This is a genomic window from Rhodanobacter sp. sgz306013 (assembly GCF_057031145.1).
In genome coordinates, this window is the sequence record NZ_JBXCIJ010000004.1 from 413,635 (window position 1) to 428,687 (window position 15,053).

Here is a 15,053-nt window from a genome sequence, read left to right on the forward strand (position 1 = left end):
AAAACACGCACGGAAACACCGTGAGCCGAATAGCTGACTGGGGGCTAGCCCAGCCAGCGCCACGCCAGGTAAACCAGTGGCGCGCACACCAGCAAGAACGGCACCGACACCTGATGGAACAGTCGCAAGCCGTGCGGCTGTTTCGCCAGCCGTAGCGCGATCAGGTTCGCCAGCGAACCGATCGCCAGCCCGAAGCCGCCCACGTTCACCGCCACCGCCAGCGCGATGGCGTCATGAGAGCGTTCCAGCAGCAGCACCGTGGCCGGCACGTTGCTGATCAGCTGCGATGCCACGACGCCGCTGGCGTAAAGCATCAGCGGCCGGTCGAGCGCGAGCCGGTCCAGGCCGCGCGCCACCAGCGGCAGCTCGGCAAAGTGCCCGAGGCCGATGAAGATCGCCGCGAAAGTGGCCAGCAGCAGCCAGTCGATGTACGCCAGACTGCGCCGCGCCAGCAGCGCGAACGCCAGCACCAGCAGCGAGGCGCCGGCCACCGCATGGCCGTATTCCATGGCCAGCACCATGGCCGCCAGCGCGGCGAGCGAGCCCGTGGCCAGCGGCATGGCCACCGCGTGGCCGTCCACCTGGGCAGCCTGCAAGGTCACCCGGCCCCCAGGCAGCCAGACCAGCGCGAGCAGGGCCACCAGCGCGAACATCACCACCGCTGTCGGCAGCATCGCCAGCGTGAAGTGCAGGAACGGCAATTGTGCGTGCTGCCACAGCAGGAGGTTCTGCGGGTTGCCGATCGGACTCAGCGTGCTGCCGGCGTTCACCGCCAGCGCTTCCAGCACGACCATGCGCGCCACCGGCAGGTTGGAGATGGCGCCGATCGCCAGCGTCAGCGGCACGATCAGGAACAGGCTCACGTCGTTGGTCAGCACCATCGCCAGCAGGGCGGTACTGGCCGCCAGCAGCAGGCCCAGCCCGCGCAGCGTGTGCACGCGCGTCACCAGCGCGCCGGCCGCATGCTGCACCAGCCCGCTGTCGCGGATGCCCTGGATCGCCACCAGCAGGCCCAGCAGGCCCGCCAGGGTGGGGATCTGCAGCCAACGCCGGTAGCTCGCCGCCGGTTGCGGATCGAGCAGGGCCAGCGCCAGCGCCAGTGCGGCGAACAGCAGCAAAAGCCATTCGGATTTCAGCTTGGCCCGCCAGTCGCTGGCGGCGGCGACGGGCGTCACTTGCGGTCCTGCTTGTCGTTCTTGCCTCCGCCGGCACCCATTGCGGTGCCGATGACGATGCCCAGGGCTATGCCCACCGCAAGGTTGTGCATCGCCACGCCGAGCCCTGCGCCGATGGCCACGCCGATGGCGATGCCGATGCCAATCTTGCGTTGGCGTTCGGGATCGGGCTTGCCGGACGGATTCTGGTCGGCCATGGTGCATCCTCGGGAGTGCGGATTATCCGAAATGAGGGCGAGCAGCTCGCGTCACCATTCGCTCAAGCCCTCGATCTCGTACAGCCGCTTCCAGCTGGGCCGCGTGCGCACCAGGTCCGCCAGCCGCTTCAGCGCAGGCCATCCGGTGGCGGGGCGCGGCATGTTGCGCGACCAGCGCATCAGCATGGTCAGCAGCAGGTCGGCGCCCGAGAAATCGTCGCCCAGCAGATAGGGCCCGTTTGCCGCGAGCTGGGCGTCGAGCAGGTCCCACACCGCGGCGATCTTCGCCTGCAGTGCGGCGCGGATTTCCGGCGTGTGCTCCGGCGTGCCGAGCTCGGCGGGGTAGAACCAGAAGCGGTACGACGACATCAGCGTGTTGCTGAGATACACCGTCCACTGCAGCCAGGCTTCGCGCTCCGGCGTGCCGGCGGGCGGAATCAGCTTTGCCTCCGGGTGTCTCTCGGCCAGCATCTGCAGCAGCGCCGCCGATTCGGCGCGCGGCCGGCCGTCGATCACCAGGGTGGGCACCACGCCGCGCGGGTTGAGTTTGAGGTATCCGGCATCGTGTTGCGCGTCCTGGTCGAAATCGACCAGCCGCAGCTCGTACGGCGCGCCGATTTCCAGCAGCGCCAGGTGCACCACCATGCTGGCCGTGCCCGGTGAGTAGTAGAGGATGTACACGAGGCCTCCGCGCCGAAGAATGATTCCGCCGATGGTGAGGGTTCGCTCACCCTTCCCGCAACAGGCGCATCGGCGAGGTGCGCGTCACCTTGCGGGTGCCCACCAGTCCCAGCAGCATCACCACGAACGCGCAGCCCATGGCGCCGAGGGCCAGCGGCCAGGGCGGCGGCGCGAACCCGTCGATGTGGAACACGCTGCGGCCCAGCCACAGGCCTGCAACGGCCGAGCCCGACGCGGCGGTGAGGCCGGCGATCAGGCCGAGCAGGGCGAACTCGCAAGCGGCGGCCACGCGCAGCTGCGCGCGCCGGGCGCCCAGGGTACGCAGCAGGGCTGCCTCGTGACGGCGCTCGGCGGCGCTGGCGGCCAGCGAGGCGGCCAGCACCAGCGCGCCGGCGAGCAGGCTGAAGCCCAGGATCCAGCGCACCGCACCGGCCACGCGGTCGACGATCTGGCGGATGCGGTCCAGCAAGTCGTCCACGTCCACCAGGCTTAGGTTGGGGTAGCCGCGCGACAGCTGCGCCATCGCCTGGGCGTGGCCGCGCGGCAGGTGGAAGCTGGCCAGCCATGTATGCGGCAGCGCATTCGCGTGCGCGGGGTCGAGCAGCAGGAAGAAGTTGACCCGGAACGAGCTCCAGTCCACCTGGCGGAAGCTGGTCACCGTCGCATCGATGCGCCCCTCGCCCACGTCGAAGCTCATCGTGTCGCCCAGCTTCAGCGCGAACATGTCGCGCCACATGCGGTCCACCGACACCTCGGCCTGTGCAGGGTGCGCATCGAACCAGCGGCCGGCGATCACCCGGTTCGCGGGCGGCAGCGCAACGGCCCAGGACAGCCGCAGCTGGCGGTCGGCCCAGTCCTTCGCGCGCGGGTCGGCGAAAAGCTGGCTGTCGATGGGCCGGCCATTGACGCCGGTGAGCTTGCCTACGGCCAGCGGCATCATGTTGAGCTGGTCGGCGCCGATGCGCGCCAACGCCCCGGCGAAGCCCGGGCGCTGCTCGTCCTGCAGGTTAAGCGCGAACCAGTTCGGCGTGTCGGCGGGCAACTCGCGGCGCCAGCCGTCCAGCAGCGCGGGCGCCACCACCGACAGCAGCAGCAGCGCGGTGAGGCCCAGACTCAGCGCGGTGGCCTGCACCACGCTGAGTCCGCGCCGCCGCGCCAGCGCGGCCAGGCCCAGCCTGAGTGCGGGGTGAGCACCCGGCGCCACCCGCCGCGCCAGCCACAGCAGCAGGGTCGCCAGCAACGCGGCCACCAGCGCCACGCCGGCCAGGCTGGCTGCGAGGATGCCGGCGAGCTTCAAGGAGCCGCTCTGGCTCCAGATCAGCGCCAGTGCCACCAGCGCGGGCAGCAGGTACAAGGCATCGAAGCGGCGTACCCGGCGCGCCACGCTCTGGCGGAAGACCGCCACGGGCGGCACCTCAGCCAGGCGCAGCAGCGGCGGCAGCGCAAAACCCGCGAGCACGGCCAGGCCCATGGCTGCGGCGCCGAGCGCGGGCAGCAACGGCAGTTCAGTGGGAATGCCGCCGAACAGCGTGCTGGCAAACTGCCAGGCCAGTTGCGCCGCCCCCAGCGTGAGAAGGGTGCCGGCCAGCGCCACCGGCACGGCCAGCGCGGCGAGCGTGAGCAGCAGCAGGCCCAGCACGCGCCGGCGTGGCGTGCCCAGCGCGCGCAACAGCGCCACCTCGGGTGTCTTGCGCCGTGCATAGCGTTGCGCGGACAGCGCGATCGCCACCCCCGCGAGCAGGGCGGCCAGCAACGCGGTGAGGTGCAGGAAGGCGCCCGCGCGATCGAAGGCCGTGCGCATGCGCTCCTGGGTCTGTTCCGGCGTGACCAGCTCGGCACCCTGGGGCAGGCTCTGCCGCTGCGCCCAGGCGCGCCAGCGGCCGACCGCCTCCGGCGTGCCGGCCAGCAGCAGCCGCTGATGCGCGCGGCTGCCGACGCCGAGCAGACCGGCCTGTTCGGCGTCAGACAGGTTCATCAATGCACGCGGGGCCAGCGTCACCAGTGCGCCGCCATCGGGCTGCTGCACCAGTTGCGCCGCTATGCGCAGCTCCCTGCCGCCCAACTGCAAGGTATCGCCCACCTGCAGCGCAAGCGCCACCATGGCGCGATGGTCGAGATAGACCGTGCCGGCCGCAGGGCCGTGGCCGCTGCGTTGCCGGCCGTCGGCAGCGGCCAGCACCAGCTTGCCGCGCAATGGGTACGCCCGATCGATGGCTTCGACGTCGAGCAGCTGGCTGCGGCCATGGGCGAAGGCCACGCTGGGGAAGCCGGCGGCGCGGCTGACGACGAGGCCATCGCGGCGCGCCTCATCGGCAAAGGGGCCCGGTACGCTCTGTGGCGCCGAGATGCCGATGTCGCCGCCGATCAGTTCCGCCGCACTGGCGAGGATGCCGCGTTCCACCCGCGTCGCCAGCGTGGCCACCACGCCCAGCGCCAGCACCGCCAGCAGCAGGGAGCCGGCCAGGGTACGCAGTTCGGGCAGGCGCCATTCACGGCGCAGGTTGCGGAGGGCGAGGCGCAGGAGCTTCATGGCTGCACTCCGCTGGACGTGAGCGCGACGTGCTGCGCGCGGCGCGCCTGTGCTTTGCCTCCTCCTGCCCTGACGGATTCATTGTCGGGGGAGAGGGCGGAGGCGCGGGGAGCTTTTGCTTTTGTGCTTGTGCAAGGAACAAAGCGGTTTCGTCCACCTGCCGGTGGCCGAGTTACTTTCTCTTTGAATGGCCAAAGAGAAAGTAACCAAAGAGAAAGGCCACCCCGGTTGGCGCTTGCCGTCCATCCCTGGACGGCAAGTCCGTGAGGCGGTGCCGGGCTTTTCGAGCGGGCATCGTGCCCGCGCGAAAAGGCGAGACCGTCCGTGGTCTCGCCCGCTGCGCGGCCTGGTCGTCCCCGCCTCACCGCCGCCCAGGGGCCCCCGAAGAGCAGGCGCACATCGTGCGCGCCAGAAGCGACAGCAACAGCAACAGCGGAGCGCTGCGAGCTTGCAGCTCGTCGTCTCCCTCCCCTATGTGCAGGGGAGGGCTGGGGTGGGGTGCTCCTGCTTTTGCGCGCAGGAGCCCGCTGCTCTGCCGGGGCCCCTATGGCGCGGCGGGCGGGTGGAGGAAAGTCCGCAGGATGGCCCGAATGGATTCGGGCCAGTTTTCCGCCGGCACACGGAGGTGCCGTCGGAAAACCCCGTAACCTGCCCGCGCACCCGCAGCCCATGGATGGGCGTGGGGCGCGCCATCGGGGTGGACTTTCTCTTGGGTTACTTTCTCTTTGGCCATTCAAAGAGAGAGTAACTCGGGCGCCGGCAGGCGCACGAAACCGCTTTGAAGCCGACGAGACCGCGGAAGCCAAAGCCCCTCTCCCCCTATCCCTCTCCTCGCTCCTCAAAGCCTCGTGTGCCCGCAGGCGGGAGAGGGGATCGGTACCTGTCGAGGCGAGGGCCACGCGGATGCGCGCGCTCATGCGCCCACCGCCGCCGCGTGCGCCACCACGCGCCCCTCCTCCAGCTCGATGCGCCGCTGGCAACGCGCCGCCAGCTGCGTGTCGTGGGTGACCAGCACCAGGGTGGTGCGGTGGTCGCGGTTCAGGGCGAACAGCAGGTCGGCGACGTGGTGGCCGGTGCGCTGGTCGAGGTTGCCGGTGGGTTCGTCGGCGAACAGCAGGCGCGGGCCGTGCACGAAGGCGCGGGCGATGGCTACGCGTTGCTGCTCGCCACCGGAGAGCTGCGCGGGATAGTGCCGGCGCCGCGTGGCGAGGCCCACCGCGTCCAGTGCGGCCCGCGCCTTGGCGCGGGCCTGGGCGTCGCCCTCCAGCTCCAGCGGCAGCATCACGTTTTCCTCGGCGCTGAGCGCGGGAAGCAGGTGGAAGGACTGGAACACGAAACCCACGAGGCGTCGGCGCAGGTCGGCGCGGGCCTCCTCGTCCAGCGTCTCCAGCGCGTGGCCGTCCAGTCGGATGCCGCCGCTGCTCGGCGTATCCAGCCCCGCAAGCAGCCCGAGCAGGGTGGTCTTGCCCGAGCCGGAGGCACCCACGATGGCGAAGCTTTCGCCCGCGGCAACGCGCAGGCTGACGCGGTCGAGGATTTGCAGCCGCCCTTCGGGCCCCTCCACCGACTTGCTAACATCGCGGGCTTCCAGGACAAGGTCGGGCGTGTCGCTCATGCGTCGTTTCCTGTGCTTGCTGCTGTGGTTGGCCGGCGCCGTGGTCGCGGTTCAGGCCGCGCCGGCACGTACCGTGCTGGTGATGGGCGATTCGCTGTCCGCAGCGCACAACATTGCGACGGAGCAGGGCTGGGTGCATCTGCTGGAAGTCCGTCTGGGCAAGATGGTGCCGCCATGGGCCGTGGTCAATGCCAGCATCAGCGGCGAGACCTCGCTGTCCGGGCGCAACCGCCTGCCGGCGCTGCTGGCCACTTACCGCCCGCGCGTGGTGGTGATCGAGCTGGGAGCGAACGACGGCCTGCAGGGCCTGCCGCTGCACCAGCTGCGCGACAACCTGATGGCGATGGTCTCCGCGGCCCAGGCCACGCATGCCAAGGTGTTGCTGCTGGGCATCGAGCTTCCGGTGAACTACGGACCGCAATATCGCGACGGCCTGCGCTCGATCTATGCCGATCTGGCGAAACAGAAGCACGTGGCCTTGCTGCCGTTCCTGCTCGACGGCGTTGCGCTGGATCCGGCCCTGATGCAGGCCGATGGCCTGCATCCGACGGCCGCCGGCGAACCGAAGGTGCTGGAAAACGTGTGGCATGTGCTGCAACCCCTGTTGCGTCCGTGAGCTGAACGTTTCCATGCGGCGTTCACGCCTCCATCACTCCATGCCCGGTTAGCTCTTCACATTTGTGAAGCCAAGCAGGAGGAGCGACATGAGCGGACACGACGAGCAGGCCGGCCTGATTCTGCTGGTGGAAGACAATCGCCAGATCGCCGAGACCGTAGGCGAATTCCTGGAACGTTGCGGCTATTCCGTGGACTACGCGGCCGACGGCGCCAGCGGGCTGCATCTCGCGGTCACCAGCAGCTACGACGTGATCGTGCTGGACCTGATGCTGCCCGGCATCGACGGCCTCGAGGTGTGCCGCAAGCTGCGCCGCGAGGCGAAAAAGGCCACCCCGGTGCTGATGCTGACCGCGCGCGACACGCTGGAGGACAAGCTGATCGGGCTGGAGGCCGGCGCCGACGACTACCTCGTCAAGCCGTTCGAGGTGCGCGAACTGGAGGCGCGCCTGCGCGCCCTGATCCGTCGCGATCGCCGCCAGGTTTCCGCCGAGGTGCTCAACGTGGGTGACATGACGCTGGACACCGCCACGCTGCGGCTGACTCGTGCGGGGCAGGAACTCACCGTGTCGCCGATCGGCCTGAAGCTCCTGGCGATCCTGATGCGCGAGTCGCCGCGCGTGGTGAGCCGGCGTGACATCGAGCGCGAGATCTGGGGCGACATGCTGCCCGACTCCGACACGCTGCGCTCCCACCTGTACAACCTGCGCCGGGTCATCGACAAACCGTTCGCGCGGCCGCTGCTACATACCATCCACTCGGCCGGCTACCGGCTCGCGGACCTCGACGCGGAAGTGGCTACGGCTGCCCACATGGCCTGATGCATCAACGTAGATGAATGCAAAAGAAGTGGATGGCGCTGCGATCTTCCGCGCCGGTGCCTTCCGGCGCCGCATCGCCTGGGTGTTCTCGCTGCAGTTCGTAGCGGTGGCGATCGTCTGCGTGATGGGCGCCTATGACCAGGCGCCCCTGCCGGCGGCGATCGCCGTGATCGTGATCGTCACCGGCCTGGGCTGGCTGGCCACGCGCCGCGAATGGCGTTCGGTGAGCGCGCTGGCGCGGCTCATCCGCGAGTGGCACGACGGCTTGTCCGATCCGGCCGCGTTGCGCCCCGAGCGCCTGCCGCAGGACGCCGATGCCGACCTTGTCGCGCTGGCATACGGCCTGCATGGCTTCGCCTCGCGCATCGCCGACTATGGCCAGCGCGAGCGCAACTTCACCCGCGACGCCAGCCATGAACTGCGCACGCCGCTCACGGTGATCCGCATGGCGGTCGACATGCTCGCCGACGAGCCCGGTCTCGGAGAATCCGGGCAGCGCTCGGTGCGGCGCATCCACCGCGCCACGCGCGAGCTGGAGGCGCTGGTCGAGGTGCTGCTGATCCTCGCGCGCGAGTCCGATCCGGGCGGCAGCGCCGAGCGGTTCGTGGTGAACGACGTGTTGCGGCGCGAACTGGAAACCGCACGCGACCTGATGGCGGGTACGCCGGTGGAACTGCAGCTGGAGGAGCCGGCGTGCTTCGCCCTGCACGGTTCCGTGCGCGCCTTTTCGGTGCTGTGCTGGCAGCTGATCCGCGATGCCTGCCAGCATGCCGATGCGGGCCGCGTGGTGGTTACCGTGATGCCCGGTGCGATCACCGTGAGCCATGTGACGGGTGCAGCCGGATCGATCCGCGCCGGCGACGAGCGGCTCAGCTTCGAACTGGCGATCGCCCAGCGCATCAGCGACCGCTTCGCCTGGCCGCTGGAACTGCATGCGCCGGGCAAGCCGGGTGTGGCCCGCGTGCGTTTCCCGGATACCTTGCCAGTGGCGGCCTGAAACGCGACGAGAGCGGGGCGCAGCCCGTGTGTGCATGCCCTGCTGCTTGATCGAAGCAAAAGCATCCGCGCACAGGGTGCGCAGCCGCAGGGTTGCCGCGGGCCTGATTACTGCCCGAGCGCCGGACTCACCGTGAACGCGCAGCCGGTCTTCGCCTTCACTTCGTCCAGCGTCACGCCCGGGTTGAGTTCGACCAGGGTGAGGCCCTTGCCCTTGGCCACCTCGAACACCGCGAGGTCAGTGATGATCAGGTCCACGCAGGCCTTGCCGGTGACCGGCAGCTCGCACTGTTCCTTGATCTTGGGCGAACCGTCCTTGGCGCAGTGCTCCATCAGCACCACCACGCGACGCACGCCGCTGACCAGGTCCATCGCACCGCCCGGGCCCTTCACCATCTTGCCGGGCACCATCCAGTTGGCGAGATCGCCGGTGACCGAGACTTCCATGCCGCCCAGGATGGCCAGATCGATGTGGCCGCCGCGGATCATCGCGAACGATTCGGCGCTGGAAAAAAAACTGGAGCCGGGCAGAGTGGTGACGGTCTGCTTGCCCGCATTGATCAGGTCGGGGTCGATCTGCTCTTCGGTGGGGAACGGGCCGATGCCGAGCAGGCCGTTCTCCGACTGCAGCACGACGTCCATGCCTGCAGGGATGTAGTTGGCCACCAGCGTGGGGATGCCGATGCCGAGGTTCACGTAGAAGCCGTCGCGCAGCTCCTTCGCTGCGCGCTGAGCCAGCGCGGTGCGCATCGGGCTTTCCTTGCCGGTGTTGGCGCCAGCGATGGTGCGGAATTCGATGCGCTTTTCGTACGACGGCCCCTGGATGATGCGGTCGACGTAGATGCCCGGCACGTGGATGTTGTTCGGGTCCAGCGTGCCCACCTCGACCAGCTCCTCCACTTCGGCCACGCAGACCTTGCCGCAGGTGGCGATCATCGGGTTGAAGTTGCGCGCGGTCTCGCGGAACACCAGGTTGCCGAGGCGGTCGCCCTTCCATGCCTTCACGATGGATACGTCGGCGCGGATGGCTTCCTCCAGCACGTACTCCCTGCCGTCGAACACCTTGGTCTCCTTGCCCTCGGCCAACTGGGTGCCGAACGCGGTGCGCGTGTAGAAGCCGGGGATGCCCGCGCCGCCGGCGCGCAGCTTCTCGGCCAGGGTGCCCTGCGGCACCAGGTGCAGTTCCAGTTCGCCGGCCAGCACCTGCCGTTCGAACTCCTTGTTCTCGCCCACGTAGGAGGCGTACACCCGCTTCACCTGGCGCGTCTTGAGCAGCGGTCCCATGCCGAAATCGTCCACGCCGGCGTTGTTGCCCACGATGGTCAGCCCCTTGGTGCCGGCTTCCAGCAACGCACCGATCAGGTTCTCGGGGATGCCGCACAGGCCGAAGCCGCCTGCCGCGAGCGTCATGTTGTCGAACAGCAGGCCGTCGAGCGCCTTGGCCGCCGTTGCGTAGACCTTGTCCATTGCCTTGCCTTCATGCAGGGGAGTTGGCTGCCAAGGATACGACGGATTGGTTCCAGGCCGTGTTGTACGAAGGTAGCAGGGCTTGCCGCGGCCACGGCGGCGGGCGCTTGACGGCAATCATTTACGCGTGTAAACATTATTTCACTTACACGCGTAAACGGTGGCGTCATGGCGATCAGCGAAGCCGAAGCAGTGGTGATGGAAGTGTTGTGGCGCGGGTCACCGCGCAGCGCCGAGGAGATCCTCGCCGAGGTCGGACCCGCGCAGGACTGGCAGGAAGGCACGGTGAAATCCCTGCTCAACCGCCTGCTGAGGAAGAAGGCGGTGAGGGCGGAGAAAGATGGCCGCCGCTACCTCTACACGCCCCTGCTGAGCCGCGAGAAATACGTCTCGCAGGAGAGCAAGGGGTTGCTGGACCGGCTGTTCGACGGCCGCGTGGCGCCGCTGGTGGCGCACTTCTCCGAGCAGCGGAAGCTCACGAAGAAAGATCTCGCCGAACTGCGCAAGCTGCTCAAGGAGCTCGACGATGGGCAATCTTGAGTTGCTGGGGGCGGAATGGGCATCGCGCAGCTGGCTGGCACTGCTGGCCTTCACCGCCGCAATGCTGATGGTCGCCGTCCTGCGCAAGCCGTGCCGCCGCTGGTTCGGCGCGGAGCGCGCCTTCCACCTGTGGCTGCTGCCGCCGCTGGCGTTGCTGGCCAGCCAGCTGCCGCATGCGGTCGCGTCTTCGAGGCCGCTGCCGCCGCTGGTGTACACGATCACCTCGGCGGTCGGCGCCGCGGCGCCGACCGCCGATTTTTCCAGCGGTTTCGATTGGCGTGTCGGTGCGCTGCTGCTGTGGCTGGCCGGCTGCATTGTCGTGCTCGCGCTTGCAACACTGGTGCAACATCGCTATCGACGCCGGTTGCGTGGGGCGACGCCAATCAGCGGCACACCATCGGGTCGGCCGGTGCTGCGCGCCGCCAGCGTCGATACCGGCCCGGCCCTGGTCGGCGCATGGCGCAGCCGCATCGTGCTGCCTGCCGATTTCCGCGAACGCTACGACGACATCGAACAAGCATTGATTCTCGCCCACGAGGCTGCGCATGCGCAGCGCGGCGACGGCTGGTGGTGCCTGTTCGCGCAGATGCTCGCAGCGCTGTTCTGGTGCCATCCTCTGGCGTGGTGGGCGCTCGCGGCACTGCGCCACGATCAGGAGCTGGCGTGCGACGCCGTGGTGCTGCGCGAACATGGCATGCAACGGCGCAGCTATGCGAATGCGATGTTGAAAACCCAATCGGCTGCGCTTGCGCTGCCGGTGGGCTGCACGTGGTCCCCCCGTCACCCTCTCACGGAGCGTATTGCCATGTTGAACCAGAAGCCCATTCCCGCCCTGCGTCGTCGCGCAGGCAGCGTTGCCCTGATGGTGGTCGTTGGCGCGGTGGCAGGAGCAGCCTATGCAGCGACGGTGCCACCGGCAGCAAAAGGGAGCCCGTTGGTGACGCCGGATCGCTACTCCTTGGAATTGACCGTGTCGTTCGACGACAACCCCGCCCAGCACCTCAAGAAAATGTGCCTGAAGCCGGGGGAGTACACGAATATCAATGGAGTCAGTACCGGTGTGCCGCCATGGAGCGGGCGCGTTGCGGTCGTGCCGGCTGCAAAAGGGCAAATCGAAGTGCGCACCCAGTTGAGCGGCGGCAGCCTGGACCAGGCGGTGGCCCCGATCGTGCGCACTATGCCGGGACAGCAAGCCACTATCGAAACAGGTCGCCGCGCCGAGGGCGGGAAAGGGGGCTTCACCGGCATCAAACTCACCATGACGCCCAACATCGGCTGCTGAGCTCCGTCACGCAGGGGCGGCAGGCTGGCTCGCTATACTTTCCCCCGTTGATCCTCAGGGAAAGAGCCCCGTGAAGCCGCGCCGCCTGTTGCCTGTCCTCGCCGCCTTCGGAGTCGCCGCGATGAGTCACGCCGCCGTACCGCCCGTGCTGGTGATCCACGGCGGCGCCGGGGTGGTCAAGCGCGAGCTCACGCCGGCGAAGGAGAAAGCGATACGCGCGGCGCTGACGAAGGCGCTGGAAAGCGGCTATGCGCAGCTCAAGGCCGGCAAGAGCGCGGTGGATGCGGTGAGCGCGGCGATCGTGGTGCTGGAGGACGATCCGAACTTCAACGCCGGCAAGGGCGCGGTGTTCACCCACGACGGCAGGAACGAGCTGGACGCGGCGATCATGGACGGCGACACGCGCCGTGCCGGCGCGGTGGCCGGCGTCGAGCGCGTCAGGAACCCGATCCTGCTCGCGCGCGCGGTGATGGAGAAGACGCCCTACGTGATGCTCTCCGGCCAGGGCGCCGAAGCATTCGCGCAGAGTATCGGCATGCCGCTGGTCGATCCGTCGTACTTCCGCACCGAGGAGCGCTGGCAGCAGTTGCAGAAGGCGCTGAAGGAAGACGATGCAGGCAAGCCGCACGAAGACGAGGAGGCCGCGAAGCACTTCGGCACCGTGGGCGCGGTGGCGCTGGACGCGCAAGGCCACCTTGCCGCCGGCACGTCCACCGGAGGCATGACCGACAAGCGCTGGGGTCGCATCGGCGACTCGCCGATCATCGGCGCGGGCACCTATGCAAACAGCGACTGCGCGGTGTCGGGTACAGGCTGGGGCGAGTACTACATCCGCACCGTGGCGGCGCATGCGATCTGCATGCAGGTGAGCCAGATGCGCGTGCCAGTCAAGCGCGCCGCGGCGGTGGTGATCAACCAGGAGATCCCCGCGCTGGGCGGCAACGGCGGCGCGATCGCGCTGGATGCGCACGGCAACATCGCGATCCCGTTCAACACCGACGGCATGTACCGCGGCTGGATCGATGCCAGCGGCGTGCCGCACGTGGCGATCTACGGCGACGAGGACGACGGCAGCTCCGCGCCGCCCGCGCCGGCTGCCAGCACGGACGATGCCGGCGACGAGCCGTAGCAGTGCACTCCGTGCACCAATCGCGCTCGGTCGGGGCCTGCCAAAAAGATCTCGTGCACAGGGTGCGCCCTCCTATGGCTGCTCAAGCCTCGCCATCGGGCCGTTCGCGCACCGGGTGCTTGCCCAGCTTGCGCTGCAGGGTGCGCCGGTGCATGCCGAGCCGGCGCGCGGTCTCGGAGATGTTGCCGCTGCATTCGGTGAGCACGCGCTGGATGTGCTCCCACTCCAGCCGCCGCAACGCCAGCGGCGCCTCGGGAGCGTCGGGCAGGTCCTCGTCGTCGCCTTCCGCGCCGTTGTCGCCGTCGAGCAGTGCACGCACCACCGCGTCGGCGTCCACCGGCTTGGCCAGGTAGTCGTGCGCACCGCGCTTGATCGCCTCCACCGCGGTGGCGATCGAGGCATAGCCGGTCAGCAGCAGGATGCGCATGTCGGGCACCAGCGTGTGCAGCTCGGGAATGAGGCGCAGGCCGTTTTCCTCGCCGAGTTTCAGGTCGAGCACGCAATGGCGCGGCTGGTGGCGGCGCGCCAGCATGCGCGCGTCGCCGAGGTTAGTGGCGGAGATCACGTCGAAGCCGCGCGAGGTCAGTGCACGACTCAGCACGCGCACGAAGGTGGCATCGTCGTCCACCAGCAGCAGGGGGCGTGCGGAGGAAGGATGGGTTGGCTCGTTCATGCAGGGGTTCCGGCGGATCGACAGCGCCCATTTTGCCGCACGCGGCTCAACGCCGCGAAATCACCGCCAGCGGCAGGCGCAGGCAGACCACGGCGCCGTCGCCGGTGTTGCGCGCCTCCAGCTCGCCGCTGAGGCGCTCGGCGGTGGCCACGGCGAGGGTGAGGCCGATGCCCAGGCCGGTCTGCTTCTGCGACTGGCCCAGCCGCGCGTTGCCTTCGGTGCTGGCGAAGCCCGGGCCGCGGTCGATCACCAGGAATTGCAGCCACTCGCCTTCGCGTTCCACCTGCAGCAGCACTTCGCGCGAGTCGCGCAGGGCGGACGCGTCGGCGGCGTTGTTCAGCAGGTTCAGCAGCGCGTGGCGCAGGCCGGGCGGCACGCGCAGCGGCAGGCGCGCGGTGTCTTCGTCCAGCTGCTGCTCCAGCTCGGCTTCGGGGCGCAGCAACTGGAAGCGCTCGGTGCAGCCGTGCAGGAACTGCGCCACGTCGATCCGCTCGGGCTCCTGCGAGAGCTGAGCCTGGCCGAAGGCCACCATCTCGCGCAGGATGTCGCGGCAGCGGTCCACCTGGCCTTCGAGCAGGCTGAGGTCCTCGGCCAGTCCGGCGTCGCCGGCATGCTCGCGGCGCAGCTCGGGCAGCAGGGTGCGCATGGTCGACAGCGGCGTGTTGAGCTCGTGCGCCGCGCCGGCGGCCTGGGTGGCGATGGCGAGGATGCCCTCGTCGCGCAGCGCGCGCTCGTGCACGCGTTGCGTCGCCAGCTGCTGCATGCGCAGCGCGCGTGCGAGCCGGTTGATGAAGAAGCCCAGCAGCAGCGCCATGATGACGAAGTTCACGCCCATGCCGATCACGTGCAGCGAATAGCCGTGGTCGTGCATGCCATCCAGCACCGGCAGCGGCACGTACCAGCGCAGCAGCAGTAGATAGGCGGCGCCGGCGATGGCGGCCACCGCGAGGATGGCGCGGATCGACAGCGCGGCGGCGGAGAGCGCGATCGGCACCAGCAGCAAGGTGACGAAGGGGTTGCTGGCGCCGCCGGTGAAGTACAGCAGCACGCCCAGCACCAGAGTGTCGACGCCGACGTGGGCGATGGTCTCCGACTCGCTCACCGGCCAGGGCCGGCCCAGCCGCCACGCCGCCAGCACCGAGAACACCGCGAGCAGGCCGATGCAGGCCAGCAGCGGGAGCAGCGGTATTGCCAGCCGCAGCCAGAGCGCGCAGACCAGCACGGCCACGCTCTGCCCGCCGATCGCGCACAGCCGCAGCCAGGCCAGCGCGCGCGTCAGTGCAAACGGGCCGATGCGGTTCTTGATCGGGCGATGCGACATGCGAGCCGGCC

The 15,053-nt window shown here is 69.1% G+C and carries 14 protein-coding genes; 6 read left to right on the forward strand and 8 right to left on the reverse strand.

Features of this window, described 5'->3' with window-relative positions; translation table 11 throughout:
- Positions 1-44: 44 nt before the first annotated feature.
- The 5 genes from AC2EWF_RS14835 to AC2EWF_RS14855 all read right to left on the reverse strand — a co-directional run bounded on the left by AC2EWF_RS14835 (position 45) and on the right by AC2EWF_RS14855 (position 6,198).
- Complete coding sequence (locus AC2EWF_RS14835) at positions 45-1,175, reverse strand: SLC13 family permease (RefSeq protein WP_483640150.1); 1,131 nt, start codon at positions 1,173-1,175, stop codon at positions 45-47.
- Positions 1,172-1,372, reverse strand: coding sequence for a glycine zipper domain-containing protein (locus tag AC2EWF_RS14840; RefSeq protein ID WP_483640151.1), 201 nt, complete (start codon positions 1,370-1,372; stop codon positions 1,172-1,174). Before AC2EWF_RS14840 ends, AC2EWF_RS14835 begins: the two co-directional genes overlap by 4 nt.
- 51 nt (positions 1,373-1,423) lie before the next feature.
- Entirely contained in the window at positions 1,424-2,053 is a 630-nt protein-coding gene (locus AC2EWF_RS14845; RefSeq protein ID WP_483640152.1) for a glutathione S-transferase family protein, read from the reverse strand.
- A gap of 46 nt (positions 2,054-2,099) precedes the next feature.
- On the reverse strand, positions 2,100-4,583 hold the full coding sequence (locus AC2EWF_RS14850; RefSeq protein WP_483640153.1) for an ABC transporter permease: 2,484 nt from the start codon (positions 4,581-4,583) through the stop codon (positions 2,100-2,102).
- Positions 4,584-5,496: 913 nt separating this feature from the next.
- Complete coding sequence (locus AC2EWF_RS14855) at positions 5,497-6,198, reverse strand: ABC transporter ATP-binding protein (protein WP_483640154.1); 702 nt, start codon at positions 6,196-6,198, stop codon at positions 5,497-5,499.
- Here AC2EWF_RS14855 and AC2EWF_RS14860 point away from each other — a divergent pair.
- From AC2EWF_RS14860 to AC2EWF_RS14870, 3 genes are all read left to right on the forward strand, one after another.
- The gene (locus AC2EWF_RS14860) at positions 6,197-6,814 is read left to right on the forward strand and encodes an arylesterase (protein ID WP_483640155.1); all 618 of its coding nucleotides are present in this window, start codon (positions 6,197-6,199) and stop codon (positions 6,812-6,814) included. The genes AC2EWF_RS14855 and AC2EWF_RS14860 overlap by 2 nt on opposite strands.
- 88 nt (positions 6,815-6,902) lie before the next feature.
- Entirely contained in the window at positions 6,903-7,634 is a 732-nt protein-coding gene (locus tag AC2EWF_RS14865) for a response regulator transcription factor (protein ID WP_483640156.1), read from the forward strand.
- A 13-nt stretch (positions 7,635-7,647) separates the two neighbouring features.
- Positions 7,648-8,631 carry a sensor histidine kinase gene (locus tag AC2EWF_RS14870; protein ID WP_483640157.1) on the forward strand — a complete coding sequence of 328 codons (984 nt, stop codon included), beginning with the start codon at positions 7,648-7,650 and terminating at the stop codon, positions 8,629-8,631.
- A 107-nt stretch (positions 8,632-8,738) separates the two neighbouring features.
- On the opposite strand, the gene AC2EWF_RS14875 is transcribed toward AC2EWF_RS14870, so the two are convergent.
- Complete coding sequence (locus AC2EWF_RS14875) at positions 8,739-10,097, reverse strand: 3-oxoacid CoA-transferase (protein ID WP_483640158.1); 1,359 nt, start codon at positions 10,095-10,097, stop codon at positions 8,739-8,741.
- A gap of 168 nt (positions 10,098-10,265) precedes the next feature.
- Here AC2EWF_RS14875 and AC2EWF_RS14880 point away from each other — a divergent pair, with 168 nt between their 5' ends.
- From AC2EWF_RS14880 to AC2EWF_RS14890, 3 genes are all read left to right on the forward strand, one after another.
- Positions 10,266-10,637, forward strand: a complete 372-nt coding sequence (locus AC2EWF_RS14880; RefSeq protein ID WP_483640159.1) for a BlaI/MecI/CopY family transcriptional regulator — start codon at positions 10,266-10,268, stop codon at positions 10,635-10,637.
- Positions 10,624-11,919 carry a M56 family metallopeptidase gene (locus AC2EWF_RS14885; protein ID WP_483640160.1) on the forward strand — a complete coding sequence of 432 codons (1,296 nt, stop codon included), beginning with the start codon at positions 10,624-10,626 and terminating at the stop codon, positions 11,917-11,919. The genes AC2EWF_RS14880 and AC2EWF_RS14885 overlap by 14 nt, the downstream gene beginning before the upstream one ends.
- Positions 11,920-11,989: 70 nt before the next feature.
- Entirely contained in the window at positions 11,990-13,048 is a 1,059-nt protein-coding gene (locus AC2EWF_RS14890; RefSeq protein WP_483640161.1) for an isoaspartyl peptidase/L-asparaginase family protein, read from the forward strand.
- Between the two features lie 82 nt (positions 13,049-13,130).
- Here the strand turns inward: AC2EWF_RS14890 and AC2EWF_RS14895 are convergent, their stop codons facing one another.
- Together AC2EWF_RS14895 and AC2EWF_RS14900 are read right to left on the reverse strand one after the other, a co-directional pair.
- Positions 13,131-13,721, reverse strand: a complete 591-nt coding sequence (locus AC2EWF_RS14895; protein WP_483640162.1) for a response regulator transcription factor — start codon at positions 13,719-13,721, stop codon at positions 13,131-13,133.
- Between the two features lie 46 nt (positions 13,722-13,767).
- Positions 13,768-15,042, reverse strand: coding sequence for an ATP-binding protein (locus AC2EWF_RS14900; protein ID WP_483640163.1), 1,275 nt, complete (start codon positions 15,040-15,042; stop codon positions 13,768-13,770).
- Between the last annotated feature and the right edge of the window lie 11 nt (positions 15,043-15,053).